The organism is Klebsiella sp. LY, from assembly GCF_004010915.1.
GTDB lineage: Bacteria > Pseudomonadota > Gammaproteobacteria > Enterobacterales > Enterobacteriaceae > Klebsiella > Klebsiella quasipneumoniae.
The window spans coordinates 2,738,911-2,764,630 of record NZ_CP022444.1 but is presented as its reverse complement, the minus strand read 5'-3'; the positions used below and the strand labels follow the sequence as shown (position 1 = coordinate 2,764,630).

Here is a 25,720-nt window from a genome sequence, read left to right as displayed (position 1 = left end):
CTTCACAGGCCCGGTTAGCGTCGTGCCACCGGGCATGGCTCAAAACTGATCTTCTTCGGTCGAGCCGGTCAGCGCCGTCACCGACGAGGCACCGCCCTGGATAATGGTGGTGACCTTGTCGAAGTAGCCGGTACCCACCTCCTGCTGATGCGAGACGAAGGTATAGCCTTCCGGCCCGGCGGCGAATTCCGGCTGCTGCACTTTTTCAACATAATGGCGCATCCCCTCACCCTGAGCGTAAGCATGGGCGAGGTCGAACATGTTGAACCACATGCTGTGGATCCCGGCGAGGGTAATAAACTGGTACTTGTATCCCATGTCCGACAGCTGCTGCTGGAAGCTGGCGATGGTTTTATCATCGAGATTTTTCTTCCAGTTAAACGACGGCGAGCAGTTATAGGCCAGCAGTTTGCCCGGGAAACGCGCATGAATGGCTTCAGCAAAGCGACGCGCCTGCTCAAGATCCGGTTTCGACGTTTCACACCACACCAGGTCCGCATACGGCGCATAGGCCAGCCCGCGGCTGATCGCCTGCTCGATCCCGGCGTGGGTGCGGAAGAACCCTTCGCTGGTGCGATCCCCGGTAATAAACTCACGATCGTACGGATCGCAGTCTGAGGTAATTAAATCGGCAGCGTCAGCATCGGTACGGGCGATCACCAGCGTCGGGACCCCCATCACGTCAGCCGCCAGACGCGCCGCCACCAATTTCTGTATCGCTTCCTGGGTCGGGACCAGCACTTTACCGCCCATATGACCGCACTTCTTCACCGACGCCAGCTGATCTTCGAAGTGAACAGCCGCTGCACCGGCTTCAATCATCGATTTCATCAGCTCGAAGGCATTAAGGACGCCGCCAAAACCGGCTTCCGCATCCGCCACGATCGGCAGGAAATAGTCGATAAAGCGCGGATCGTTCGGCTCAATCCCGGCTGACCACTGGATCTGATCGGCGCGGCGGAAGGTATTGTTGATCCGATCCACCACCGCCGGTACCGAGTTGGCCGGGTACAGCGATTGATCCGGGTACATGCTGGACGCCAGGTTAGCATCCGCCGCCACCTGCCAGCCGGAGAGATAAATGGCTTCGATGCCGGCCTTCGCCTGCTGTAAGGCCTGGCCGCCGGTCAGCGCGCCAAGGCTGTTGATGTACCCTTTCTTCGCTTCACCGTGCAGCAGACGCCACATTTTCGCCGCGCCAAGCTGCGCCAGCGTGCATTCCGGGTTCACCGAGCCGCGTAATTTCACCACCTCTTCCGCGCTGTACGGGCGGGTAATCCCTTCCCAGCGCGGGTTCGTCCACTCTTTGTTTAATTCTTCGATTTGTTGGGTACGGGTTTTCATGTGCAGATGCTCCATATAATTTCCTGGCTCTCCAGGCGCATTGGTGAAGGACTAAATGGCGAACCACACCATCTGGCGATTAGGCCAGCAGGCGGTAGCCCGGTAATGTCAGAAAATCAATCAGTTCATCAGAGGTGGTGATCTGCTCCATCAGCCGCGCCGCATCGTCAAAGCGGCCATGGCTGAAGCGGTGCTCTCCCAGCTCTTCCTGAATCACCATCAGCTCTTCCGCCAGCCACTGGCGGAACAGCGCTTTTGTGACCGGCGTGCCGTCGTTCAGGGTTTTCTGATGATGGATCCACTGCCAGATAGAGGTGCGCGAGATCTCGGCTGTCGCGGCGTCTTCCATCAGGCCATAAATCGGTACGCAGCCGTTGCCGGAGATCCAGGCTTCGATGTACTGCACCGCCACGCGAATATTGGCGCGCATCCCGGCTTCCGTGCGCTCGCCCTCGCAGGGGGCCAGCAGCTGTTCGGCGGTAATGGGCGCGTCCTCGATACGGGTCACCGAGAGCTGATTCGGCTTGTCGCCGAGCACGCGGTTAAACACCGCCATGGCGGTATCCGCCAGCCCAGGATGGGCGATCCAGGTGCCATCGTGACCGTTGTTCGCCTCCAGCTCTTTGTCGGCGGTGACTTTATTCAGCACCTGACGGTTACGCTCGACATCTTTGCTCGGGATAAAGGCCGCCATCCCGCCCATTGCAAACGCCCCGCGTTTGTGGCAGGTCTTAATCAACAACCGTGAGTAGGCGCTAAGGAAGGGTTTATCCATCGTCACCACCTGGCGGTCCGGCAGTACGCGGTCCGGATGGTTTTTCAGCGTCTTGATATAGCTGAAGATATAGTCCCAGCGGCCGCAGTTCAGGCCGACAATATGGTCGCGAAGCGCATGCAGGATCTCATCCATCTGGAACACCGCCGGCAGTGTTTCAATCAGCAGCGTGGCCTTGATGGTGCCGCGCGGCAAATCAAAGCGATCTTCAGTAAAGCTGAAGACATCGTTCCACCATGCCGCCTCTTGCCAGGCCTGGGTTTTTGGCAGATAGAAGTAGGGACCACTTCCTTTCGCCAGAAGCGCCTGGTAGTTATGAAAGAAATAGAGCGCAAAATCGAAAAGACTGCCGGGGATGGCCTCATTACGCCAGGTCACATGCTTTTCCGGCAGGTGCAGACCGCGCACACGGCATACCAGCACAGCGGGATTGGGCTGCAGTTGATAGATTTTGCCAGCCTCATTGGTGTAGCTGATGGTCCCGTTCACGGCATCGCGTAGGTTGATTTGACCATCAATGACTTTACGCCAGTCAGGCGCCAGCGAATCCTCAAAGTCCGCCATAAAGACTTTTACGTTAGCGTTCAACGCGTTAATGACCATCTTGCGCTCGACGGGGCCGGTAATTTCAACGCGGCGATCCTGTAAATCCGCCGGGATACCACGAATGGTCCAGTCGCTATTTCTAATGGAAGCAGTTTCCGAAATAAAATCCGGCAGCTGTCCATCGTCAATAGCCTGCTGCTGCTGCAGACGCGCGGCCAGCAGTTTATTGCGCGCCGGCGTAAAGCGGCTCACCAGTTCCGTCAGAAATTCTACCGCCTCAGGCGTTAAGATCTGCTTCTCCTGCTCGCCATAGGGCTGACTAAAGGCCAGTTCATCGGTGATTGTCGCCTGCTGCGTCATTGTGCTGCTCCTCTTGGTTGATCCGCTGGAAGCGAGCGAAAGATCGTTGTGCAGTTTTCGCTCAGCACAATTAAGACTACTCAATTAATTTTCAAAATCAAAAACAATTTCCATTTTAATTTTAAAATGACATTAACATATTGATAACAATGGAATTAAAGTTATCATCAGCTGTGAGGTGAATTTCGGAAATAAAAAAGGCACCCGAAGGTGCCAGAGGCAAAGTGCTGAAACGCTTTAGGATCGTTTCGTGCGGAGTATTACTCCAGCGTTGGATTCATATGCCGCAGATCGTATGGTGTAATTTGGTAGACGTAATAGTTCAGCCAGTTAGCGAACAGCAGATTACCGTGGCTGCGCCAGGTAGCGCGCGGTTTGTTCTGCGGGTCGTTTTGCGGAAAATAGTTGTGGGGAACCTCAGGGTTCAAACCGGCTTCCACATCGCGGAAATATTCACTTGCCAAGGTATTGGCATCGTACTCGGGGTGGCCGGTGACAAAGGCGATACGCTTATCTTTACTGGCGAACAGATACGCATCGCCCTCTTCTGTCTCCGCGAGGATCTCGAGATCGGTATAGTCACGGATAAGCCCTGCCGGAAAGTCAGCATAGCGTGAGTGTGGGGCGAGGAAAGAGTCGTCGAAACCGCGGGTCAGTAAGGCGTGTGGGTGTAGAATATGGTGTTCATAGACGCCAGAAATCTTTTCGGCGCGGGTTTGCTTGGGAATGCCGTACAGAATATTCAGCGCGGCCTGCACCGCCCAACAGACAAACAGCGTCGAAGTGACGTGATCCTTGGCCCACTCCAGCACCTGTTTGATCTGCGGCCAGTAAGCGACATCATTAAATTCAACCAGGCCTAAAGGAGCGCCGGTGACGATCAGGCCGTCAAAGTTCTGATCGCAGATCTCATCGAAATTGCAGTAAAAATTATTCAGATGCTCCGCCGGCGTATTACGTGACTCCCGCGCATCGATACGTAATAACTGGATGTCCACCTGCAGCGGAGAGTTCGACAGCAGACGCAGGAACTGATTCTCCGTCTCGATTTTCTTCGGCATCAGGTTGAGGATTAACACCTTCAGGGGGCGGATTTCCTGAGTTGTTGCACGCGTTGTCGTCATTACAAAGACGTTTTCATTGCGCAAGAAATTGACGGCTGGTAGCTCGTCCTGCACCCGAATTGGCATAACTCTATTACCTCATAGCATACGTATAAACGTTTAGACATCCAGATAGCTGAAGATAACTAGGAATCGGGTGAATGTCGAGTCTGCATGTTCACGGTGAGAAAATTTCACGGCGCGCATTGAGTTAGAATATAAGAATGAAGAAAAGGAGAAAATATGGTTATTAGCATCCGCCGTTCCCGGCCTGATGAAGGGGATAAACTGATTGCGATCTGGTGTCGGTCGGTCGACGCCACCCACGACTTTCTGTCAAAAGCGTATCGAAAGGAGCTGGAGGAGATGGTACGCGCATTTTTACCGGAGGCTCCGCTGTGGGTGGCGGTTAACACGGAGGACCAGCCGATCGCCTTTATGCTACTGACCGGAGATCATATGGATGCGCTGTTCGTCGATCCAGATGTCCGCGGCTGCGGCGTGGGGAGATTGCTGATTGAGCATGCGCTGTCGTTAACGCCGAAGCTGACGACCAACGTAAATGAGCAGAATGAACAAGCGGTCGGGTTTTATCAGAGAATGGATTTTAGGGTGACAGGGCGGTCTGAAACGGACGATCTGGGGCAACCGTATCCGTTATTGAATTTGATACATGAGCAGCAGGCTGAAGCAGACTAAGATTGACGTCGCAACTGCTAACCCTTAGACAGGAGCCTCCCCGGAGGCGGTGCTGCGCACCTTGTCCGGGCTACGGATCGTGTAGCCCAGGTAAGCGCAGCGCCACCGGGGAGGCATACCAGCATTCTCGCCGGATGACACAAAAGCAAAAAAGCTCAGCCTTCCGACTGAGCTTTCTGCTTTATTTGATGCCTGGCAGTTCCCTACTCTCACATGGGGAGACCCCACACTACCATCGGCGCTACGGCGTTTCACTTCTGAGTTCGGCATGGGGTCAGGTGGGACCACCGCGCTAGTGCCGCCAGGCAAATTCTTTGTGCTCAGTACGAAATATTTTATCGCATCAGCTGCGTTGGCAGCATTCGCCCGCAGCAGTCACATACTTATGTATGCTCCTGCTGACGTGCATCATTTGCCGCCTTGCTGCTGCGCAAACTATTTCGTACTTCTGAATCAATGCTGAAAATCTTCTCAAATCGCCAAAACATCTTCGGCGTTGTAAGGTTAAGCCTCACGGTTCATTAGTACCGGTTAGCTCAACGCATCGCTGCGCTTACACACCCGGCCTATCAACGTCGTCGTCTTCAACGTTCCTTCAGGAGACTTAAAGTCTCAGGGAGAACTCATCTCGGGGCAAGTTTCGTGCTTAGATGCTTTCAGCACTTATCTCTTCCGCATTTAGCTACCGGGCAGTGCCATTGGCATGACAACCCGAACACCAGTGATGCGTCCACTCCGGTCCTCTCGTACTAGGAGCAGCCCCCCTCAATTCTCCAGCGCCCACGGCAGATAGGGACCGAACTGTCTCACGACGTTCTAAACCCAGCTCGCGTACCACTTTAAATGGCGAACAGCCATACCCTTGGGACCTACTTCAGCCCCAGGATGTGATGAGCCGACATCGAGGTGCCAAACACCGCCGTCGATATGAACTCTTGGGCGGTATCAGCCTGTTATCCCCGGAGTACCTTTTATCCGTTGAGCGATGGCCCTTCCATTCAGAACCACCGGATCACTATGACCTGCTTTCGCACCTGCTCGCGCCGTCACGCTCGCAGTCAAGCTAGCTTATGCCATTGCACTAACCTCCTGATGTCCGACCAGGATTAGCTAACCTTCGTGCTCCTCCGTTACGCTTTGGGAGGAGACCGCCCCAGTCAAACTACCCACCAGACACTGTCCGCAACCCCGATAAGGGGCCAACGTTAGAACATCAAACATTAAAGGGTGGTATTTCAAGGTTGGCTCCACGCAGACTGGCGTCCACGCTTCAAAGCCTCCCACCTATCCTACACATCAAGGCTCAATGTTCAGTGTCAAGCTATAGTAAAGGTTCACGGGGTCTTTCCGTCTTGCCGCGGGTACACTGCATCTTCACAGCGAGTTCAATTTCACTGAGTCTCGGGTGGAGACAGCCTGGCCATCATTACGCCATTCGTGCAGGTCGGAACTTACCCGACAAGGAATTTCGCTACCTTAGGACCGTTATAGTTACGGCCGCCGTTTACCGGGGCTTCGATCAAGAGCTTCTCCTTACGGATAACCCCATCAATTAACCTTCCGGCACCGGGCAGGCGTCACACCGTATACGTCCACTTTCGTGTTTGCACAGTGCTGTGTTTTTAATAAACAGTTGCAGCCAGCTGGTATCTTCGACTGGTCTCAGCTCCATCCGCAGGGACTTCACCTACACACCAGCGTGCCTTCTCCCGAAGTTACGGCACCATTTTGCCTAGTTCCTTCACCCGAGTTCTCTCAAGCGCCTTGGTATTCTCTACCTGACCACCTGTGTCGGTTTGGGGTACGATTTGATGTTACCTGATGCTTAGAGGCTTTTCCTGGAAGCAGGGCATTTGTTACTTCAGCACCGTAGTGCCTCGTCATCACACCTCAGCCTTGATTATCCGGATTTGCCTGGATAATCAGCCTACATGCTTAAACCGGGACAACCGTCGCCCGGCTAACATAGCCTTCTCCGTCCCCCCTTCGCAGTAACACCAAGTACAGGAATATTAACCTGTTTCCCATCGACTACGCCTTTCGGCCTCGCCTTAGGGGTCGACTCACCCTGCCCCGATTAACGTTGGACAGGAACCCTTGGTCTTCCGGCGAGCGGGCTTTTCACCCGCTTTATCGTTACTTATGTCAGCATTCGCACTTCTGATACCTCCAGCAACCCTCACAGGTCACCTTCGCAGGCTTACAGAACGCTCCCCTACCCAACAACACATCGTGTCGCTGCCGCAGCTTCGGTGCATGGTTTAGCCCCGTTACATCTTCCGCGCAGGCCGACTCGACCAGTGAGCTATTACGCTTTCTTTAAATGATGGCTGCTTCTAAGCCAACATCCTGGCTGTCTGTGCCTTCCCACATCGTTTCCCACTTAACCATGACTTTGGGACCTTAGCTGGCGGTCTGGGTTGTTTCCCTCTTCACGACGGACGTTAGCACCCGCCGTGTGTCTCCCGTGATAACATTCTTCGGTATTCGTAGTTTGCATCGGGTTGGTAAGTCGGGATGACCCCCTAGCCGAAACAGTGCTCTACCCCCGAAGATGAGTTCACGAGGCGCTACCTAAATAGCTTTCGGGGAGAACCAGCTATCTCCCGGTTTGATTGGCCTTTCACCCCCAGCCACAAGTCATCCGCTAATTTTTCAACATTAGTCGGTTCGGTCCTCCAGTTAGTGTTACCCAACCTTCAACCTGCCCATGGCTAGATCACCGGGTTTCGGGTCTATACCCTGCAACTTAACGCCCAGTTAAGACTCGGTTTCCCTGCGGCTCCCCTATACGGTTAACCTTGCTACAGAATATAAGTCGCTGACCCATTATACAAAAGGTACGCAGTCACACCCGAAGGTGCTCCCACTGCTTGTACGTACACGGTTTCAGGTTCTTTTTCACTCCCCTCGCCGGGGTTCTTTTCGCCTTTCCCTCACGGTACTGGTTCACTATCGGTCAGTCAGGAGTATTTAGCCTTGGAGGATGGTCCCCCCATATTCAGACAGGATACCACGTGTCCCGCCCTACTCTTCGAGTTCACAGCCTGTGCATTTTGGTGTACGGGACTATCACCCTGTACCGTCGGACTTTCCAGACCGTTCCACTAACACACAAGCTGATTCAGACTCTGGGCTGCTCCCCGTTCGCTCGCCGCTACTGGGGGAATCTCGGTTGATTTCTTTTCCTCGGGGTACTTAGATGTTTCAGTTCCCCCGGTTCGCCTCGTTAACCTATGTATTCAGTTAACGATAGTGCAACGAATTGCACTGGGTTTCCCCATTCGGACATCGCCGGTTATAACGGTTCATATCACCTTACCGACGCTTTTCGCAGATTAGCACGTCCTTCATCGCCTCTGACTGCCAGGGCATCCACCGTGTACGCTTAGTCGCTTAACCTCACAACCCGAAGATGTTTCACTTCGTGTCGCGAAAATTTGAGAGACTCGAACACACATTAACTGTGTGTCGTTTCAATTTTCAGCTTGATCCAGATTTTTAAAGAGCAAATATCTCAAACGTCACCCGAAGATGAGTTTTGAGATAGTTCGGCACGCGTCTTTCACTCACGAACCAGCAAGTGGCGTCCCCTAGGGGATTCGAACCCCTGTTACCGCCGTGAAAGGGCGGTGTCCTGGGCCTCTAGACGAAGGGGACACTGAAGTCTCAATCGCAAGACGCCTTGCTTCTTTACTTTCATCAGACAATCTGTGTGAGCACTACAAAGGCAGGTTCTTTAAGGTAAGGAGGTGATCCAACCGCAGGTTCCCCTACGGTTACCTTGTTACGACTTCACCCCAGTCATGAATCACAAAGTGGTAAGCGCCCTCCCGAAGGTTAAGCTACCTACTTCTTTTGCAACCCACTCCCATGGTGTGACGGGCGGTGTGTACAAGGCCCGGGAACGTATTCACCGTAGCATTCTGATCTACGATTACTAGCGATTCCGACTTCATGGAGTCGAGTTGCAGACTCCAATCCGGACTACGACATACTTTATGAGGTCCGCTTGCTCTCGCGAGGTCGCTTCTCTTTGTATATGCCATTGTAGCACGTGTGTAGCCCTGGTCGTAAGGGCCATGATGACTTGACGTCATCCCCACCTTCCTCCAGTTTATCACTGGCAGTCTCCTTTGAGTTCCCGGCCGAACCGCTGGCAACAAAGGATAAGGGTTGCGCTCGTTGCGGGACTTAACCCAACATTTCACAACACGAGCTGACGACAGCCATGCAGCACCTGTCTCACAGTTCCCGAAGGCACCAAAGCATCTCTGCTAAGTTCTGTGGATGTCAAGACCAGGTAAGGTTCTTCGCGTTGCATCGAATTAAACCACATGCTCCACCGCTTGTGCGGGCCCCCGTCAATTCATTTGAGTTTTAACCTTGCGGCCGTACTCCCCAGGCGGTCGATTTAACGCGTTAGCTCCGGAAGCCACGCCTCAAGGGCACAACCTCCAAATCGACATCGTTTACGGCGTGGACTACCAGGGTATCTAATCCTGTTTGCTCCCCACGCTTTCGCACCTGAGCGTCAGTCTTTGTCCAGGGGGCCGCCTTCGCCACCGGTATTCCTCCAGATCTCTACGCATTTCACCGCTACACCTGGAATTCTACCCCCCTCTACAAGACTCTAGCCTGCCAGTTTCGAATGCAGTTCCCAGGTTGAGCCCGGGGATTTCACATCCGACTTGACAGACCGCCTGCGTGCGCTTTACGCCCAGTAATTCCGATTAACGCTTGCACCCTCCGTATTACCGCGGCTGCTGGCACGGAGTTAGCCGGTGCTTCTTCTGCGGGTAACGTCAATCGACAAGGTTATTAACCTTATCGCCTTCCTCCCCGCTGAAAGTACTTTACAACCCGAAGGCCTTCTTCATACACGCGGCATGGCTGCATCAGGCTTGCGCCCATTGTGCAATATTCCCCACTGCTGCCTCCCGTAGGAGTCTGGACCGTGTCTCAGTTCCAGTGTGGCTGGTCATCCTCTCAGACCAGCTAGGGATCGTCGCCTAGGTGAGCCGTTACCCCACCTACTAGCTAATCCCATCTGGGCACATCTGATGGCATGAGGCCCGAAGGTCCCCCACTTTGGTCTTGCGACATTATGCGGTATTAGCTACCGTTTCCAGTAGTTATCCCCCTCCATCAGGCAGTTTCCCAGACATTACTCACCCGTCCGCCGCTCGTCACCCGAGAGCAAGCTCTCTGTGCTACCGCTCGACTTGCATGTGTTAGGCCTGCCGCCAGCGTTCAATCTGAGCCATGATCAAACTCTTCAATTTAAGTTTGATGCTCAAAGAATTAAACTTCGTAATGAATTACGTGTTCACTCTTGAGACTTGGTATTCATTTATTGTCCGAAGACATTAAGAATCCATGTCACTTTGAGTGCCCACACAGATTGTCTGATAAATTGTTAAAGAGCAGTTGCGACGCGCTTTAGCGCTCTGTCGCGAGGTGGCGTATATTACGCTTTCCTCTTTCAGAGTCAACCCGTTTTTCAGGATTTTTCTCTTCAACCGAACCGGCTGTTTGTGTGAAGTGATTCACATCCGCCGTGTCGATGGAGGCGCATTATAGGGAGTTCTCGAGCGCCCGCAATAGAAAAATGGCAGAAAAATGACTGACTGCTGCATTCCCCAGCAAAACCCCGCTTTATACCCATTTACACACAGAATTATCCACAGGAGAGCGTCAAACCAGGACCGAAAGCGCCGCGGATCGGCAGCTATATAGAAGAAGAACCATCGGCCTAAAGAGAAAGATAAAAATTCGCGAGCGTTGCGCAAACGTTTTCGTTACAATGCCGCGCTATGACACGGATGCCCGGTTGGGTGCGTTAGGTGAGTTTTTAGGCAAAAACTCACCTAACGCTCTCTGTAATGTTCAAATCCTGGGGATTTAATACCATGCAACAACGTCGTCCAGTCCGCCGCGCTCTGCTCAGTGTTTCTGACAAGGCCGGTATCGTCGAATTCGCGCAGGCGCTTTCCGCTCGTGGTGTCGAGCTGCTGTCCACTGGCGGCACTGCTCGCCTGCTGGCAGATAAAGGCCTGCCGGTAACCGAAGTCTCTGACTACACCGGTTTCCCGGAAATGATGGATGGACGCGTGAAAACCCTGCATCCGAAAGTACACGGCGGCATCCTCGGCCGTCGCGGTCAGGATGACGGCATCATGCAGCAGCACGGGATCGCGCCTATCGATATGGTGGTCGTTAACCTCTATCCGTTTGCCCAGACCGTCGCTCGCGAAGGATGCTCGCTGGAAGACGCGGTGGAAAACATCGATATCGGCGGCCCGACCATGGTCCGCTCCGCGGCGAAGAACCACAAAGACGTCGCCATCGTGGTGAAGAGCAGCGACTACACCGCCATCATTAATGAGATGGATGCCAACGAAGGCTCCCTGACGCTGGACACCCGCTTCGACCTCGCCATTAAAGCCTTCGAACACACCGCCGCGTACGACAGCATGATTGCCAACTACTTCGGCAGCATGGTTCCGGCCTATCACGGCGAAAGCAAAGAAGCCGCTGGCCGCTTCCCACGCACCTTGAATCTGAACTTCATTAAGAAGCAGGATATGCGCTACGGCGAAAACAGCCACCAGCAGGCTGCCTTCTATATAGAAGAGAATGTCAAAGAAGCTTCCGTGGCAACCGCTACCCAGCTGCAGGGCAAAGCGCTCTCCTATAACAACATTGCCGATACCGATGCGGCGCTGGAGTGCGTGAAAGAGTTCAACGAACCGGCCTGCGTGATCGTTAAGCACGCTAACCCATGCGGCGTTGCCGTTAGCGACTCGATCCTCGACGCCTACGATCGCGCATACAAAACCGACCCGACCTCCGCGTTCGGCGGCATCATCGCCTTCAACCGCGAACTGGATGCCGACACCGCGCAGGCGATCATCTCTCGCCAGTTTGTCGAGGTGATCATCGCCCCGTCCGCCAGCGAAGAAGCGCTGAAAATCACTGCCGCGAAGCAGAACGTCCGCGTACTGACCTGCGGTCAGTGGGATGCGCGCGTTGCCGGTCTCGATTTCAAACGCGTTAACGGTGGTCTGCTGGTTCAGGACCGCGATCTCGGTATGGTCACCGCGGGTGAACTGCGCGTGGTCAGCAAACGTCAGCCGAGCGAGCAAGAGCTGCGCGATGCGCTGTTCTGCTGGAAAGTGGCGAAATTCGTCAAATCCAACGCCATCGTGTATGCCAAAGACAATATGACCATCGGCATAGGTGCCGGCCAGATGAGCCGCGTCTACTCGGCGAAAATCGCCGGGATTAAAGCCGGTGACGAAGGTCTGGAAGTGAAAGGCTCCGCCATGGCCTCTGACGCCTTCTTCCCATTCCGCGACGGGATTGACGCCGCGGCAGCGGTCGGCATCACCTGCGTTATTCAGCCGGGCGGCTCTATCCGCGACGACGAAGTGATTGCCGCCGCTGACGAACACGGCATCGCCATGATTTTCACCGACATGCGCCACTTCCGCCATTAATTCATGGAGCAGCAGATGAAAGTATTAGTAATCGGCAACGGCGGGCGCGAACACGCCCTGGCCTGGAAAGCGGCCCAATCGCCGCTGGTTGATACCGTCTACGTCGCGCCGGGCAACGCCGGTACCGCGCTGGAGCCGTCGCTGCAAAACGTCGCCATCGGCGTTACCGATATTCCGGCGCTGCTTCGCTTCGCCCAGGATGAAAATATCGACCTGACCATCGTTGGCCCGGAAGCGCCGTTGGTCATTGGCGTGGTTGACGCGTTTCGTGCCGCCGGGCTGGCCATCTTCGGGCCAACCGAAGGCGCTGCGCAGCTGGAAGGTTCGAAGGCCTTCACCAAAGATTTCCTTGCTCGTCATCATATCCCGACGGCGGAATATCAGAACTTCACCGACGTTGAGCCAGCGCTGGCTTATCTGCGCGAGAAAGGCGCGCCGATCGTCATCAAAGCCGACGGTCTGGCGGCGGGTAAAGGCGTTATCGTGGCGATGACCCTCGAGGAAGCCGAAGCGGCGGTCAAAGACATGCTGGCCGGTAACGCTTTCGGCGACGCCGGACACCGCATCGTCATTGAAGAGTTCCTCGATGGCGAAGAGGCCAGCTTTATTGTGATGGTCGACGGCGAGCACGTCCTGCCGATGGCCACCAGCCAGGATCACAAGCGCGTCGGCAACGGCGATACCGGCCCAAATACCGGTGGGATGGGCGCTTATTCTCCGGCGCCGGTCGTGACTGATGAAGTCCATCAGCGCACCATGGAGCGGATTATCTGGCCAACCGTGAAGGGCATGGCCGCGGAAGGCAACACCTATACCGGTTTCCTCTACGCCGGTCTGATGATCGACAAGCAGGGCAACCCGAAGGTGATTGAGTTCAACTGCCGCTTTGGCGACCCGGAAACCCAACCGATCATGCTGCGCATGAAGTCCGACCTGGTCGAGCTGTGCCTCGCCGCCTGCGCGGGCAAGCTGGACGAGAAAACCTCCGAGTGGGATGACCGCGCGTCGCTGGGCGTGGTGGTTGCCGCCGGCGGCTATCCGGGCAGCTACAACACGGGTGATGAGATCTACGGCCTGCCGCAGCAGGAAGTCGCAGACGGTAAGGTCTTCCACGCCGGCACCAAACTGTCTGACGACCAGCGCGTGGTCACCAACGGCGGGCGCGTGCTGTGCGTCACCGCCCTGGGCGATACCGTAGCGCAGGCGCAGCAGCGCGCCTATCAGCTGCTGACCGATATTCGCTGGGATGGCAGCTTTAGCCGAAACGATATCGGCTGGCGTGCCATTGAGCGTGAAAAGGCTAACGGCTAAGTTTCGCCAGCAGCGTTTTCCGCGTAATGCCTAACTGACGGGCGGCTTCGGTTTTGTTGCCGCCCGTTTTTTCCAGCGCCGCCAGAATCACCTCTTTTTCGACTTCCACTAGCGGCTGAATCAGCCCCTCCTCGCTCCCGCCTGACGGCAGCGGCGTACCGGCGATCGCCAGCGGCAGTTCCCGCCCGGAGATATAGTCCCCGGTCAGCAGCACCACCGCCCGCTCCACCGCGTTTTCCAGCTCGCGAATATTGCCCGGCCAGGAGTAGTGGATCAGCAGGTCCATCGCCTGTGGCGTGAACCCCTTTACCGCCTTACGATTGCGTTCGGCATAGCGTTTGAGAAAGTGCTGCGCCAGCTGCGGAATATCTTCCCGGCGCCGGCGCAGCGGCGGCATCTCAATAGTCACGACGTTCAGGCGGTAATAGAGATCTTGGCGAAAACGCCCGGCGCTGACCTCTTCGGCGAGGTTGCGGTGGGTGGCGGCGATCAGCCGCACATCAACGGCAAGCGTCTGGTTGCTGCCGACACGCTGCACCTCCCGCTCCTGAATCGCCCGCAGTAGCCGGACCTGCATCAATGGCGAGATATCGCCAATTTCATCGAGGAACAGCGTGCCGCCATCCGCTTCGACAAAGCGCCCCTCACGTCGCCGCTCCGCGCCGGTAAACGCCCCTTTTTCATGGCCGAAGAGTTCCGACTCCAGCAGCGACTCATTCAGCGCCGCACAGTTGAGCGTCACCAGCGGCTTATCACCGCGCCCGCTGCAGGCGTGGATGGCGCGCGCCACCAGTTCCTTACCGGTTCCCGACTCCCCATGGATCAGCACCGTCGCGTCCGAAGGGGCTACCAGCGTAATTTCGTTAAGAAGCGCCTGCATCGCCGGGCTGTCGCCAATCATGCCCCACCGTAGATCCGTCGCAACGCTGGGGTCGCCCTCGCTATGACGGGTGTGTGCCAGTGCCTGGACTAACGTCTGCTGTAACGTGTCAAAATCCAGCGGTTTAATCAGATAATCCAGCGCCCCGGACTTAATGGCCTCCACCGCCGTATCGACGCTGGAGAACGCCGTCATGATCAGCACCGGGATCGCCGGGTTATAGGCTTTTATCTCTTTTAACGTTGCGATACCGTCCAGCTCCGCCATGCGAATATCGCACAGTACCAGGTCGAAAACCTGATGATGGATCTGCTCCAGCGCCTGCCGGCCGTTGTGGGCTAATGCCACCTGATAGCCCCAGCCGCGCAGCAGCGCCTGCAAGATCGTGCAGTGGCTGATGTCATCATCGACAACCAGAATCTGTACCTTATCGCTGCTCATCTTCCCTCCGTTGAGCATCCAGCGGTAGCCAAAGCGTAAATATCGCTCCAGCCCCCGGCTGACTTTCGGCGCGGATCGTCCCGCCATGTTGTTCGATAATATTCTGCACCACCGCCAGCCCCAGCCCGGTGCCGTCCGCCTTGGTAGTGAAATAAGGAGTGAAGATGGCCTGTAGCTCTTCATCGCTCATCCCCTTACCGCTATCCTTAACGACTATTTTCATACGTCGCCGATCGGCTTCACTTGCCGATACGTGAATGACGCCGTCGCGGCCAATCGCCTGCATCGCGTTCAGGTACAGGTTCAACAGCACCTGGTTCAGGCGGTCGGCATCGGCGTTGATCGTGGAGAGCTCCGGGCGCGGAGTAAATTGCAGCGCGATCCCGCGACTCTGCGCATCCTGGCTAACCAACTGCAATGAGTGGTGGATAAGCGCGTTAATATCCACCGGCTGGTAATTTAAATGCGCGGGCCGGACCAGCTCCAGCAGCTCACTGACCACCCGATTGAGGCGGTCGGCCTCTTTGGCCATCACCTGCGCTAACTGATGCGACTCACCGCCCGGCGGCGTGCGCTCGGCAAAATATTTTGCCAGCCCTTTAATCGACGAGAGCGGATTGCGGATCTCGTGCGCCACGCCTGCCGCCAGATGGCCAAGTGCCAGCAGTTTCTCTTTGCGGGCCATCGCCTCCAGCAGTTGTTTCCGTGAGCGGCGATAGCGGCGGAACCAGAACTGGGCAAGGATCGTTGCCGCTGTCACCAACGCGGCGGCGCCCAGCATGATGGCCATATTCCGCTGCCCCCTGGCCTGCGCGGCATCCAGCTCGCGGCTATCAAAGGCGATAAAAATCACCTGCGGGATACTGGCTTGAGCCAGGGCGCTGTTGCCGCGATTCATCATGCCCATATGGTGGCCGCGGGCCGGATTGAGCGGGCGAAACTGGCGATAGATCTCCATGGCCGGCTGCGGCTCGCTAAGCCGCCGCCAGCGAGCCTGTTCGCCAACCGCCAGCGCACGCATCTGCGCGGGGCTGTAGAGCGTTTGACCCACCTGCTGCGGATCGCTGTGGGCGATGATGGCGCCATTGTCATCAGTCACCGCGAACCACAGGACGCCCGGCTGCCAGGCCATCTCTTCCAGCAGGGCCTGCAGCTGCGCGTGGTGCATCCGCATTCCCATGCCAACGCGCGTGCCGGACTCCAGCGCGCGGATCAGTACGCTCCCCTTCTCCTCGATAGTTTGTCGGGCGGCGGTCGTCTCACGACCGTAGTCGCGGACGATCATCGCGGAGAACAGCACCACCAGCAGCACTACCGTACCGGTCAGCAGCCAGCTCAGCGCGCCAGCGGCAGCGTCCCGGGAAAAAGGTTTGATCTTCATCGGCGAGTCCTTGTCATCTCCTTTTCGCTATCAGCAGGATCTTTCAGCAGAAATCATGCCATGTTTCCGCGCGGCCAAACCTGCTCTCAAATATATCGCCTGCGCTTTAGCGAGTAAAAATGACTCGCCGGTCCCGGGCGGAACGGGTCATTTTTACTCGCTCTTCTCTTTAACGGCCTCGGCAGGCCTGCACGGACGGGCTTTTTCAGGCTGGCATGAAAGATGCAATACCGAGAGAAACCACACAGGAGAAAATGCCATGAAACGGAACCGTACCTTACCTCTCGCCCTCGTTACCTTAGCCGCGCTGACCTTCGGCAGCAACACGGCCTGGGCCAACCACCACTGGGGCAACAATAACGGGATCGGCAACCAGGGCTACAGTCAGCTGACCCAGGAGCAGCAGGCTACCGCGCAAAAGCTGCATAACGATTACTATGAGCAAACCAGCGCCCTGCGCCAGCAGTTGCAGTCCAAACGCTATGAGTACAATGCGTTGCTCACGGCGCAAAAGCCGGACAGCGGCAAGATTGAAGCCGTCGCTCAGGAGATGGAAGGCTTACGCCAGAAGCTGGATCAGCAGCGGGTGAAATTAGATCTCGCCCTGGCTGAGGCTGGCGTTCCCCGCGGCGCAGGAATGGGATATGGCGGCTGTCGCGGTAGCGGCGGCGGTCATATGGGCATGAATCACTGGTAAAGGTTAGAAGCTTTTTTCCGTCGGCTGCCAGGTGCAGAAGTTTTCATTGGCCACCAGCAGCAGTTGAGAGCCTTCCGGCGCCTCCAGCCAGGCAATGCTCACCGCGGCGGAAGCGTGGCTCTGCCGACGTTCAATGTGCGCCAGAGCCCGACTATCGAGGTCGGGCGTGACCGTCTGCCCTTCACAGGTCAGCACGCTATGCGCAGCGGCGTTCCAGCGTCCCTGACGCAGGACGACCCGTCCCTGGCGGAGGGCGTCGCTGGTCTGGCGGATCTGCTCGGCGCGATAACGGTACAGCGCGACCTGGTCGCTGGAGAGTTGCTGCTTCTGCCCGTCAACTTCCCGCTGCATAAAGCTAAGATCGCCCTGCGCGTCGAAGCGGGCGCGAATATGTTCCGGCGGCTTGCCGTAGACATTGAGTTCAATCAGCGTCAGCTGATCGCCCTGCCAGCGATATTCGCTGGTCGAGGTGTCCCCGTGACGCCACGGGCTGAAGGCGGCGAGAAGATGGACTTCATCGCCAGAATCTTTACGCCAGATACGCATCGCCCCCTGGTTGTCCGCATAACCGCTGGCGGTAAATGGTGGTAGCGACGCGTTATGGCTACAGGCAGTCAGCAACAGGATGCCCGCCAGCGCCAGAGGCCGGCGCCAGACAGACAAAAGGGGCTTAATAGCCCCTTCGATAAAACTGTTCACTGCCACGCGGTCTTACTTAACTGCGTCTTTCAGTGCTTTGCCAGAAACAAATGCCGGCACGTTAGCTGCAGCGATTTTGATCTCTTTACCGGTCTGCGGGTTGCGGCCAGTACGCTCAGCGCGGTGGTTCACTTTGAAGGTACCGAAACCAACCAGTTGAACAGCATCACCTTCTTTCAGAGACTCAGTAATTGCAGCCAGGGTAGATTCCAGGGCAGCTTTAGCCTGTGCTTTGGACAGGTCAGCTTTGTCCGCAATTACATCAATCAGTTGAGTCTTGTTCATAAGTTATCCTTACAATGTGTTTATCGCTTGCTAAGCATCGAGTGCGACGGAAATGCCAAAAAAGCACCCTCCTGCATACACGCACCGATAGCCACTTTTTTTCGCCCTCCAAATGTAGACCAGACGGGGGGCGGAATGGAAGCCTTCAGACGCTACAATTCAGGCGGTAAATCACGTTTTCTGGTCTCACTGCTGAAAATTTATACCAATATTGCTCTCGCCGGCCTCACGCAGGTCCGCGCGCAGGCCTTTTATCAGCTCAAGGTCACGCTCTTCGCAGTCGGCCAGCAGGCGGAAAATTTCCCACTGAATGTCCCATTCCTGCTCTACCGCCGGGTTCGCTTTCAGCTCTTCGTCGGTCATTTCGCGACCTTCCTGGGTCATTTCCAGCATCGCCACGGTGGTGATAGAGGTTTTGCTCACCTCGATCGCGTGCTCGAGCGTTTCGCCGCTCAGACGTGAATGGATCAGTTCGCTCAACGCCACGCAGGCGTCTATGGCCGGATAAACACCGTACAGGTCGAAATCATCTGCCGCCGGGATCGCCTCTTCCAGTTTCTCCAGCTGACTATCGAAATTCACCTTCGCATCTTTGACCGTCAGCGTTTCCCAGATCAGATCCAGGATACGACGGTACAGCTGGCCGTCGCCAAACTCGGTTTGCTTGCAGAACATCGCGTAGTTGGGGTACATACGCTCGCACAGGCAGGCCATAAAAGTGACATGCTGCCAGCTTTCCAGCTTCTCCAGGCGCAGGTGAATCGGGTTTTGTAACATGATGAATTCTCGAAGTCAGAAATTAGGCGCAGTGTACCTGAATCAGCTGTGATTTGCTTGCCAACGCACAAACGACGGACGGCGGGAAGCCACCGCATCGGCCCAGCGCGTCGGTTCGGGCAGACGATAGCCTCGCATGCAGCGTTCGACCCACATTAAAGCGCTGTCCATGCCTACCCGGTGGCCGGTGCTAATAAACAGCGGGTTGCAGCGCACTTTGCTGCGCCAGACCCAGGCCAGTTGCTCATTTTTATCCATCAGCGGGGCCAGCGCACCGGGCTCATCACCCAGGTCGCCGATTTTGCCGCACAGCCGTTTTTTCGCCACCCCGATGGTCGGCACGTCGATCATCAGGCCAAAATGGCTGGCGACGCCCAATCTCCGGGGATGAGAAATGCCGTGGCCGTCAACAAACAACAGGTCCGGTTTTTGCGAAAGCTGCTCCCACGCCGCCAGCAGCGCAGGGGTTTCGCGAAACGAGAGAAAGCCGGGAATATAGGGCATGGAAGTGGCGACGCGCGCCACCTGATACTCCACCAGCTCCAGTTCAGGCCAGGTCAGCAGCACCATCGCAGCCCGGGTGATCTCCCCTTCCTGCTCAAACCCGACATCCGCGCCGCCGATCAACGTCGGTGGGTCACGATCCAGTCGATCCGCGCGCTCTACCGACGCGGCTAACTGTTGCTGCTGGATACGGAGTGCGGCTAAATCCATATGGCTGATCTCCTACTGGTGATAGGGTGCGGAAAGACGATGCACCGCTTCAACAAAGACGCCCGCATGCTCAGGGTCAACGTCCTGATGGATGCCGTGGCCGAGGTTAAAGACGTGGCCTTCTCCCTGACCAAAGCCGGCGAGGATGGTCGCGACTTCTTCTTCAATACGCGCGGGGGGCGCATAGAGCATGGACGGATCCATGTTGCCCTGCAGCGCGACTTTGTCGCCCACGCGACGACGGGCATCGGCAATATCGGTGGTCCAGTCGAGACCCAGCGCGTCACAGCCGGTCTCCGCCATCGCTTCCAGCCACTGACCGCCGCCTTTGGTGAACAGGGTCACCGGCACGCGGCGGCCTTCGTTTTCCCGCAGCAGGCCATCGACGATTTTATGCATATAGTAGAGGGAAAACTGCTGATAGTCGCGACCGGTCAGCACCCCGCCCCAGGTGTCAAAAATCATTACTGACTGCGCGCCGGCTTTGATCTGCGCGTTGAGGTACAGGGTGACGCTCTTCGCCAGTTTATCCAGCAGCGCGTGCAGCGCCTGCGGTTCGGCGTACATCATCTTTTTGATGACGGTGAAAGCCTTACTGCTGCCACCTTCCACCATGTAGGTCGCCAGCGTCCATGGGCTACCGGAAAAACCGATCAGCGGCACTTCGCCTTTCAGTTCACGGCGAATGGTGCGCACGGCATTCATCACGTAGCCCAGTTCCTGCTCGGGATCCGGGACTGGCAGCTTGTCGACGTCGGCTTTGCTTTTCACCGGCGAGATGAAGCGCGGGCCTTCGCCTGCCTCAAAGTACAGCCCCAGTCCCATGGCGTCCGGGATGGTCAGGATGTCCGAAAAGAGGATCGCCGCGTCCAGCGGATAACGACGCAGCGGCTGGAGCGTCACTTCGCAGGCCAGCTCGGCATTTTTACACAGCGACATAAAGTCGCCCGCTTGCGCACGGGTGGCTTTGTACTCCGGTAAATAGCGGCCCGCCTGGCGCATCATCCACACCGGGGTGACATCAACCGGCTGACGCAGCAGCGCGCGCAGGTAACGATCGTTCTTCAGTTCGGTCATTTTTACATTCCTTTAGCGTTGATACGCCCAGTGTAACATGTCACTCGAACTCTGCCCGACACATCGCGACGGTATCTTCGATAAGCCGGCGCGCCACCGTACCTGGCGGCGGCAGAAGCGGCAGATCGTCGTAGCGGTACCAGTCCGCGCTGAGTAACTCTTTTTTATCCACCACGATATCGCCCTCTGCGTAATCCGCCATAAAGGCAGTCATCAGCGACTGCGGGAACGGCCATGGTTGAGAAGTCACGTAGCGCAGATTTTTCACCTTGATACCGCTCTCCTCCATCACCTCACGGGCGACCGCCTGCTCAAGGGTTTCGCCAACTTCGACGAATCCGGCCAGCACGGTGTGTACCCCATTGCGATGTCGGGTATGTTGCGCCAGCAGGATCGCATCGTCGCGACGGATAGCGACGATAATGCACGGGGCGATTTGCGGATAGTAACGTTCACGGCAGTGGCTGCACAGCATCGCCCATTCACTTTTACTGGCATGCATCGGGTGGCCGCAGTAGCCGCAAAATTTATGCGATCGGTAAAATTCGGCAAGCTGGATCCCTCGCCCCGCCAGCTGGAATAGACCCGGATCCTGATCCAGCACCTGGCGTAACGATCCCATGTCATGGCGGCGATCCTGGCGCACCATCCAGACGGGCTCCCCCTGCCATTCGCCAATATGCAGCGCATGCTGGCCGACAAGATCGAAATTAACCGCTTCGCCATGTGGTAATTCTCCACCAGGCAACCATAATTTTTGTTCGTGACTGACAACCCACCAGCCGCGATCTAATTTTTCAATAATACGATCCATATCTATTGCACTACCTTTGCTTCACTGGCATGTTGTTAACATTATATTTACATTTTGGTGAGCAGATTTAAATCAAAACTAGCGGAGTCAATCATGCTAAACCAGCTGGAAAATCTGACGGAGCGCGTTGGCGGTAGTAATGAACTGGTCGATCGCTGGCTACAAGTGCGTAAGCATCTGCTCGTGGCTTACTACAATCTGGTTGGCCTGAAACCGGGCAAAGAGTCGTTTATGCGGCTAAACGAAAAGGCGCTGGATGACTTTTGCCAAAGTCTGGTGGATTACCTCTCGTCCGGTCATTTTAGTATTTATGAACGCATTATTGGCGAAATGGAAGGCGATACCCCACTTTTAGCCGCCACCCGGCTTTACCCGCAGCTGGAAGCCAATACCCAGCAGATGATGGACTACTACGATACCTGCCTCGAAAACGCCATTGATCATGATAACTACCTTGAATTTCAGCAGGCGCTGTCGGATATCGGCGAGTCGCTGGAAGCGCGTTTCGCCCTGGAAGATAAACTGATCGCCCTCGCCGTCGCCCATCACCTGAGCGATGAGGTGCGCGATAATATTGCCCCGACCGCTTGAGTTGTGCGCAATTAACGAGTAGTTTACCTCCATTCCCCCTCCCCGGAGGGGATGTCATCTTGTCGGAGTGCTTATTTTCCATGTGAAGGCTACATGGAAAAGGCTGAGACCGTTAATTCGGGATCCGCGGAACCTGATCAGGCTAATACCTGCGAAGGGAACAAGAGTAAACTGCTGTTCGCGTCAGTCCGTCAGGGCCGATCGCATCTGTTACTCCATCCGTCGTCTGACAAGCCATGTCCTTTATATCTGGAATGCGCTATGTCTACTACCAAACTGACCCGTCGTGAGCTACGCGAGCACGCGCAGCGATTTATCGATACGCTGGAAGGCGCTGCTTTTCCTAATTCGCGCCGTATCTACATTCAAGGTTCACAAGCGGATATCCGCGTCCCAATGCGTGAAATCCAGCTCAGCCCGACCCTCGTCGGCGGCGATAACGATAACCCCCATTACGAAGCCAACGAACCGATCCCGGTGTATGACACCTCCGGGCCTTATGGCGACCCGGATATTGGCATTGATGTCCGCCAGGGGCTGGCCAGGCTGCGCCAGCCGTGGATCGACGCACGTAATGACTGCGCCCCGCTCAGCGAACGCAGCTCGGCCTATACCAAAGCGCGGCTGGCCGATGACGGCCTCGATGAGCTGCGCTTCAATAGCCAGCTGACGCCGAAACGCGCCGTTGCCGGCAAATGTGTTACCCAACTGCACTACGCCCGCCAGGGGATCGTCACCCCGGAGATGGAGTTCATCGCCATACGCGAAAACATGGGCCGTGAACGTATTCGCAGCGAAGTTCTGCGCCAGCAGCATGCCGGAGAAGGCTTCGGCGCCCGCCTGCCGGAAAACATTACCCCCGAGTTCGTCCGCGATGAAGTGGCCGCCGGGCGCGCCATCATCCCGGCCAATATCAACCACCCGGAGTCTGAGCCGATGATTATCGGGCGCAACTTCCTGGTGAAAGTGAATGCTAATATCGGCAACTCAGCGGTGACCTCCTCCATCGAAGAAGAGGTCGAGAAACTGGTCTGGTCTACCCGCTGGGGCGCCGATACGGTGATGGATCTCTCTACCGGCCGCTATATCCACGAAACCCGCGAGTGGATCCTGCGTAACAGTCCGGTCCCCATCGGCACTGTGCCGATTTACCAGGCACTGGAGAAGGTCAACGGCATCGCCGAGAACCTCACCTGGGAAGTCTTCCGCGATACCCTGCTGGAACAGGCCGAACAGGGAGTCGACTACTTCACCATTCACGCCGGCGTACTGCTGCGCTACGTCCCGATGACCGCGAAGCGTCTGACCGGCATCGTCTCGCGCGGCGGCTCGATCATGGCCAAATGGTGTCTGTCGCACCATCAGGAAAACTTCCTCTACCAGCATTTCCGCGAAATCTGCGAAATCTGCGCCGCCTATGACGTTTCGCTGTCGCTGGGCGATGGCCTGCGCCCCGGCTCCATTCAGGATGCCAACGACGAAGCACAGTTCTCCGAGCTGCGCACCCTCGGCGAGCTGACGAAAATCGCCTGGGAGTATGACGTGCAGGTGATGATCGAAGGTCCCGGCCACGTGCCGATGCAGATGATCCGCCGCAATATGACCGAAGAGCTGGAGCACTGCCACGAAGCGCCGTTCTACACCCTCGGGCCGCTCACCACCGACATTGCGCCGGGCTACGACCATTTCACCTCCGGCATCGGCGCGGCGATGATCGGCTGGTTCGGCTGCGCCATGCTGTGCTATGTCACGCCGAAAGAGCATCTCGGCTTGCCCAACAAAGAGGATGTGAAGCAGGGGTTGATTACCTACAAAATCGCCGCCCACGCCGCTGACCTGGCGAAAGGCCATCCAGGGGCGCAGATCCGCGATAACGCCATGTCGAAGGCGCGCTTCGAATTCCGCTGGGAAGACCAGTTTAACCTCGCGCTGGATCCGTTCACCGCTCGGGTCTATCACGATGAAACCCTGCCGCAGGAATCCGGCAAAGTTGCCCACTTCTGCTCCATGTGCGGTCCGAAATTCTGTTCAATGAAGATCACTCAGGAAGTCCGCGACTACGCCGCCAGGCAGGCCATCGACGCCGGCATGGCCGATATGTCGCATCACTTCCGCGCCCGCGGCGGCGAAATCTACCTGAAACAGGAGGAAGTCTGATGTATCAGCCTGATTTTCCACCCGTCCCGTTTCGTCTCGGGCTCTACCCGGTAGTGGACAGCGTGGCGTGGATTGAACGCCTGCTCGAAGCTGGAGTACGCACCCTTCAGTTACGCATCAAGGACCGACGCGACAGCGAGGTGGAGGATGACGTCATCGCCGCCATCGCCCTTGGCCGCCGCTATCACGCCCGGCTGTTCATTAACGATTACTGGCGACTGGCGATCAAGCACCAGGCCTACGGCGTACATCTCGGACAAGAAGATCTGGAAACCACCGATCTGAGCGCCATCCGCAAAGCCGGGCTACGTCTTGGCGTCTCCACCCATGACGATATGGAGATTGATATCGCCCTGGCGGCGCGTCCCTCTTACATCGCTCTGGGTCACGTCTTCCCGACGCAAACCAAACAGATGCCCTCCGCGCCGCAGGGACTCGAGCAGCTTGCCAGACATATCCAACGCCTGGCGGATTACCCCACCGTGGCGATCGGCGGAATTAGCCTTGAAAAGGCCCCGGCGGTGCTGGCGACCGGCGTCGGCAGCATCGCAGTGGTCAGCGCCATCACCCAGGCGGCGGACTGGCGGGCAGCGACCGACCAGCTGCTGGCGCTGGCAGGAGCGGGCGATGAATGATCACGACTTTATGCGCTATAGCCGCCAGCTGCTGCTGGAGGATATTGCCATCGAGGGTCAGCAGAAGCTGTTAGCCAGCCGGGTGCTGATTATCGGCCTTGGCGGGCTGGGCTCCCCGGCAGCGCTCTATCTGGCCGGGGCTGGCGTCGGGACGCTGACCCTGGCCGATGACGACGCCGTGCATCTCAGCAATCTGCAGCGGCAGATCCTGTTCACCAGCGCGGATATCGATCGGCCAAAAGCCGCGGCGGCAAAGACGCGGCTCAGCCAGCTAAATCCGCAGATCACACTGGTTGCGCTCCAGCAGCGCTTAAGCGGCGAGGCGCTGCGCGCCGAGGTGGCGAAAGCGGACGTGGTGCTGGACTGTACCGATAACATGGTCACCCGCCAGTCGATCAATGCCGCCTGCGTGGCCCTCGACATCCCGTTAGTGACCGCCAGCGCCGTCGGCTTCGGCGGTCAGCTGATGGTGCTCACCCCCCCCTGGACGCAGGGTTGCTATCGCTGCCTGTGGCCGGATAGCGACGAACCGCAGCGCAACTGCCGCACCGCGGGGATCGTCGGTCCGGTGGTCGGCATGATGGGCACGCTGCAGGCGCTGGAGGCCATTAAGCTGCTCAGCGGCATGACGACGCCGCGCAACACTCTGCGGCTGTTCGACGCCCGCACCAGCAACTGGCGTAACCTGGCGCTACAGCGTTCCCGGGACTGCCCGATTTGCGGAGGGCGGCATGCAGATCTGGTTTAACGACGAGCCGCTGGCGTGCGCCGACCATCTCAGCGTCAGCGCCCTGCTGACCCAGCTCGAACAGCTGCAGCCGGGCGTCGCGCTGGCGCTCAATCAACACATTCTGCCGCGCGACCGGTGGGAAGATCATCTCTTGCAGGAAGGCGATCGAGTCCTGCTTTTTCAGGTTATCGCTGGAGGCTGA

Annotated in this window: 20 protein-coding genes, 1 tRNA gene, 3 rRNA genes and 1 riboswitch; of the genes, 9 read left to right on the top strand and 15 right to left on the bottom strand. The window is 56.9% G+C overall.

From position 1 onward, the window contains the following. Nucleotides 1–39: 39 nt before the first annotated feature. From aceA to metA, 3 genes are all read right to left on the bottom strand, one after another. Nucleotides 40–1,344 carry an isocitrate lyase gene (aceA, locus tag CE636_RS16395; RefSeq protein ID WP_004206828.1) on the bottom strand — a complete coding sequence of 435 codons (1,305 nt, stop codon included), beginning with the start codon at nt 1,342–1,344 and terminating at the stop codon, nt 40–42. Nucleotides 1,345–1,423: 79 nt separating this feature from the next. Further along, complete coding sequence (aceB, locus tag CE636_RS16390; RefSeq protein ID WP_017900135.1) at nt 1,424–3,025, bottom strand: malate synthase A; 1,602 nt, start codon at nt 3,023–3,025, stop codon at nt 1,424–1,426. A gap of 260 nt (nt 3,026–3,285) precedes the next feature. Continuing rightward, complete coding sequence (gene metA, locus CE636_RS16385) at nt 3,286–4,215, bottom strand: homoserine O-acetyltransferase MetA (protein WP_004206830.1); 930 nt, start codon at nt 4,213–4,215, stop codon at nt 3,286–3,288. 156 nt (nt 4,216–4,371) lie between these two features. On the opposite strand from metA, the gene CE636_RS16380 reads away from it, so the two are divergent. Further along, nucleotides 4,372–4,827 (top strand): acetyltransferase, encoded by a 456-nt coding sequence (locus tag CE636_RS16380; RefSeq protein WP_017900136.1) that lies wholly within the window; start codon nt 4,372–4,374, stop codon nt 4,825–4,827. 190 nt (nt 4,828–5,017) lie between these two features. Here the strand turns inward: CE636_RS16380 and rrf are convergent. From rrf to CE636_RS16360, 4 genes are all read right to left on the bottom strand, one after another. Continuing rightward, a 5S ribosomal RNA gene (rrf, locus tag CE636_RS16375) occupies nt 5,018–5,133 on the bottom strand. A gap of 194 nt (nt 5,134–5,327) precedes the next feature. Beyond that, nucleotides 5,328–8,229 (bottom strand): 23S ribosomal RNA (locus CE636_RS16370). A gap of 182 nt (nt 8,230–8,411) precedes the next feature. Beyond that, nucleotides 8,412–8,487: transfer RNA gene (locus CE636_RS16365), tRNA-Glu, on the bottom strand. An 85-nt stretch (nt 8,488–8,572) separates the two neighbouring features. Further along, a 16S ribosomal RNA gene (locus tag CE636_RS16360) occupies nt 8,573–10,112 on the bottom strand. Together the 16S, 23S and 5S rRNA genes with 1 tRNA gene alongside form the textbook arrangement of a ribosomal RNA operon. 627 nt (nt 10,113–10,739) lie before the next feature. Here CE636_RS16360 and purH point away from each other — a divergent pair. Together purH and purD are read left to right on the top strand one after the other, a co-directional pair. Beyond that, nucleotides 10,740–12,329, top strand: coding sequence for a bifunctional phosphoribosylaminoimidazolecarboxamide formyltransferase/IMP cyclohydrolase (purH, locus tag CE636_RS16350; RefSeq protein WP_004206735.1), 1,590 nt, complete (start codon nt 10,740–10,742; stop codon nt 12,327–12,329). Nucleotides 12,330–12,344: 15 nt separating this feature from the next. Continuing rightward, complete coding sequence (gene purD, locus CE636_RS16345) at nt 12,345–13,640, top strand: phosphoribosylamine--glycine ligase (RefSeq protein ID WP_017901123.1); 1,296 nt, start codon at nt 12,345–12,347, stop codon at nt 13,638–13,640. Here purD and zraR read toward each other — a convergent pair. Both zraR and zraS read right to left on the bottom strand, forming a co-directional pair. Continuing rightward, a complete protein-coding gene (gene zraR, locus CE636_RS16340; protein ID WP_017901122.1) occupies nt 13,630–14,961 on the bottom strand; it encodes a sigma-54-dependent response regulator transcription factor ZraR in 1,332 nt (443 codons plus the stop codon). The genes purD and zraR overlap by 11 nt on opposite strands. Then, nucleotides 14,948–16,342, bottom strand: coding sequence for a two-component system sensor histidine kinase ZraS (zraS, locus tag CE636_RS16335; RefSeq protein WP_017901121.1), 1,395 nt, complete (start codon nt 16,340–16,342; stop codon nt 14,948–14,950). Before zraS ends, zraR begins: the two co-directional genes overlap by 14 nt. 259 nt (nt 16,343–16,601) lie before the next feature. Between zraS and zraP the strand changes: the two genes are divergently transcribed. After that, the gene (gene zraP / locus CE636_RS16330) at nt 16,602–17,039 is read left to right on the top strand and encodes a zinc resistance sensor/chaperone ZraP (protein ID WP_017901120.1); all 438 of its coding nucleotides are present in this window, start codon (nt 16,602–16,604) and stop codon (nt 17,037–17,039) included. Between the two features lie 3 nt (nt 17,040–17,042). On the opposite strand, the gene CE636_RS16325 is transcribed toward zraP, so the two are convergent. The 6 genes from CE636_RS16325 to nudC all read right to left on the bottom strand — a co-directional run bounded on the left by CE636_RS16325 (nt 17,043) and on the right by nudC (nt 21,405). Beyond that, the gene (locus CE636_RS16325) at nt 17,043–17,738 is read right to left on the bottom strand and encodes a DUF1481 domain-containing protein (RefSeq protein ID WP_017901119.1); all 696 of its coding nucleotides are present in this window, start codon (nt 17,736–17,738) and stop codon (nt 17,043–17,045) included. A gap of 12 nt (nt 17,739–17,750) precedes the next feature. Continuing rightward, entirely contained in the window at nt 17,751–18,023 is a 273-nt protein-coding gene (gene hupA, locus CE636_RS16320) for a nucleoid-associated protein HU-alpha (protein ID WP_002884342.1), read from the bottom strand. A gap of 186 nt (nt 18,024–18,209) precedes the next feature. Next, nucleotides 18,210–18,800 carry a YjaG family protein gene (locus CE636_RS16315; RefSeq protein WP_004206742.1) on the bottom strand — a complete coding sequence of 197 codons (591 nt, stop codon included), beginning with the start codon at nt 18,798–18,800 and terminating at the stop codon, nt 18,210–18,212. Between the two features lie 42 nt (nt 18,801–18,842). After that, nucleotides 18,843–19,514, bottom strand: coding sequence for a deoxyribonuclease V (gene nfi, locus CE636_RS16310; protein ID WP_004206743.1), 672 nt, complete (start codon nt 19,512–19,514; stop codon nt 18,843–18,845). A 12-nt stretch (nt 19,515–19,526) separates the two neighbouring features. Further along, nucleotides 19,527–20,591: a uroporphyrinogen decarboxylase gene (hemE, locus tag CE636_RS16305; RefSeq protein WP_017901118.1), complete on the bottom strand. Its 1,065-nt coding sequence runs from the start codon at nt 20,589–20,591 to the stop codon at nt 19,527–19,529. Between the two features lie 40 nt (nt 20,592–20,631). Further along, entirely contained in the window at nt 20,632–21,405 is a 774-nt protein-coding gene (gene nudC / locus CE636_RS16300; protein ID WP_004206745.1) for an NAD(+) diphosphatase, read from the bottom strand. Nucleotides 21,406–21,498: 93 nt separating this feature from the next. Between nudC and CE636_RS16295 the strand changes: the two genes are divergently transcribed. From CE636_RS16295 to thiS, 5 genes are all read left to right on the top strand, one after another. Next, the gene (locus CE636_RS16295; RefSeq protein ID WP_004206746.1) at nt 21,499–21,996 is read left to right on the top strand and encodes an Rsd/AlgQ family anti-sigma factor; all 498 of its coding nucleotides are present in this window, start codon (nt 21,499–21,501) and stop codon (nt 21,994–21,996) included. A 53-nt stretch (nt 21,997–22,049) separates the two neighbouring features. Further along, nucleotides 22,050–22,173: riboswitch (TPP riboswitch) on the top strand. Nucleotides 22,174–22,257: 84 nt separating this feature from the next. Further along, the gene (gene thiC, locus CE636_RS16290; RefSeq protein ID WP_017901117.1) at nt 22,258–24,153 is read left to right on the top strand and encodes a phosphomethylpyrimidine synthase ThiC; all 1,896 of its coding nucleotides are present in this window, start codon (nt 22,258–22,260) and stop codon (nt 24,151–24,153) included. Further along, nucleotides 24,153–24,788 carry a thiamine phosphate synthase gene (gene thiE / locus CE636_RS16285; RefSeq protein WP_017901116.1) on the top strand — a complete coding sequence of 212 codons (636 nt, stop codon included), beginning with the start codon at nt 24,153–24,155 and terminating at the stop codon, nt 24,786–24,788. The genes thiC and thiE overlap by 1 nt, the downstream gene beginning before the upstream one ends. Further along, on the top strand, nt 24,781–25,536 hold the full coding sequence (gene thiF, locus CE636_RS16280; protein WP_017901115.1) for a thiazole biosynthesis adenylyltransferase ThiF: 756 nt from the start codon (nt 24,781–24,783) through the stop codon (nt 25,534–25,536). The genes thiE and thiF overlap by 8 nt, the downstream gene beginning before the upstream one ends. Further along, on the top strand, nt 25,520–25,720 hold the full coding sequence (gene thiS / locus CE636_RS16275; protein WP_017901114.1) for a sulfur carrier protein ThiS: 201 nt from the start codon (nt 25,520–25,522) through the stop codon (nt 25,718–25,720). Before thiF ends, thiS begins: the two co-directional genes overlap by 17 nt.

Excerpts from the sequence above, each read along its gene's own strand:
- aceA (WP_004206828.1), bottom strand. The coding sequence starts at position 1,344 with ATGAAAACCCGTACCCAACAAATCGAAGAATTAAACAAAGAGTGGACG.
- aceB (WP_017900135.1), bottom strand. The coding sequence starts at position 3,025 with ATGACGCAGCAGGCGACAATCACCGATGAACTGGCCTTTAGTCAGCCC.
- metA (WP_004206830.1), bottom strand. The coding sequence starts at position 4,215 with ATGCCAATTCGGGTGCAGGACGAGCTACCAGCCGTCAATTTCTTGCGC.
- CE636_RS16380 (WP_017900136.1), top strand. The coding sequence starts at position 4,372 with ATGGTTATTAGCATCCGCCGTTCCCGGCCTGATGAAGGGGATAAACTG.
- purH (WP_004206735.1), top strand. The coding sequence starts at position 10,740 with ATGCAACAACGTCGTCCAGTCCGCCGCGCTCTGCTCAGTGTTTCTGAC.
- purD (WP_017901123.1), top strand. The coding sequence starts at position 12,345 with ATGAAAGTATTAGTAATCGGCAACGGCGGGCGCGAACACGCCCTGGCC.
- zraR (WP_017901122.1), bottom strand. The coding sequence starts at position 14,961 with ATGAGCAGCGATAAGGTACAGATTCTGGTTGTCGATGATGACATCAGC.
- zraS (WP_017901121.1), bottom strand. The coding sequence starts at position 16,342 with ATGAAGATCAAACCTTTTTCCCGGGACGCTGCCGCTGGCGCGCTGAGC.
- zraP (WP_017901120.1), top strand. The coding sequence starts at position 16,602 with ATGAAACGGAACCGTACCTTACCTCTCGCCCTCGTTACCTTAGCCGCG.
- hupA (WP_002884342.1), bottom strand. The coding sequence starts at position 18,023 with ATGAACAAGACTCAACTGATTGATGTAATTGCGGACAAAGCTGACCTG.
- CE636_RS16315 (WP_004206742.1), bottom strand. The coding sequence starts at position 18,800 with ATGTTACAAAACCCGATTCACCTGCGCCTGGAGAAGCTGGAAAGCTGG.
- nfi (WP_004206743.1), bottom strand. The coding sequence starts at position 19,514 with ATGGATTTAGCCGCACTCCGTATCCAGCAGCAACAGTTAGCCGCGTCG.
- hemE (WP_017901118.1), bottom strand. The coding sequence starts at position 20,591 with ATGACCGAACTGAAGAACGATCGTTACCTGCGCGCGCTGCTGCGTCAG.
- nudC (WP_004206745.1), bottom strand. The coding sequence starts at position 21,405 with ATGGATCGTATTATTGAAAAATTAGATCGCGGCTGGTGGGTTGTCAGT.
- CE636_RS16295 (WP_004206746.1), top strand. The coding sequence starts at position 21,499 with ATGCTAAACCAGCTGGAAAATCTGACGGAGCGCGTTGGCGGTAGTAAT.
- thiC (WP_017901117.1), top strand. The coding sequence starts at position 22,258 with ATGTCTACTACCAAACTGACCCGTCGTGAGCTACGCGAGCACGCGCAG.
- thiE (WP_017901116.1), top strand. The coding sequence starts at position 24,153 with ATGTATCAGCCTGATTTTCCACCCGTCCCGTTTCGTCTCGGGCTCTAC.
- thiF (WP_017901115.1), top strand. The coding sequence starts at position 24,781 with ATGAATGATCACGACTTTATGCGCTATAGCCGCCAGCTGCTGCTGGAG.
- thiS (WP_017901114.1), top strand. The coding sequence starts at position 25,520 with ATGCAGATCTGGTTTAACGACGAGCCGCTGGCGTGCGCCGACCATCTC.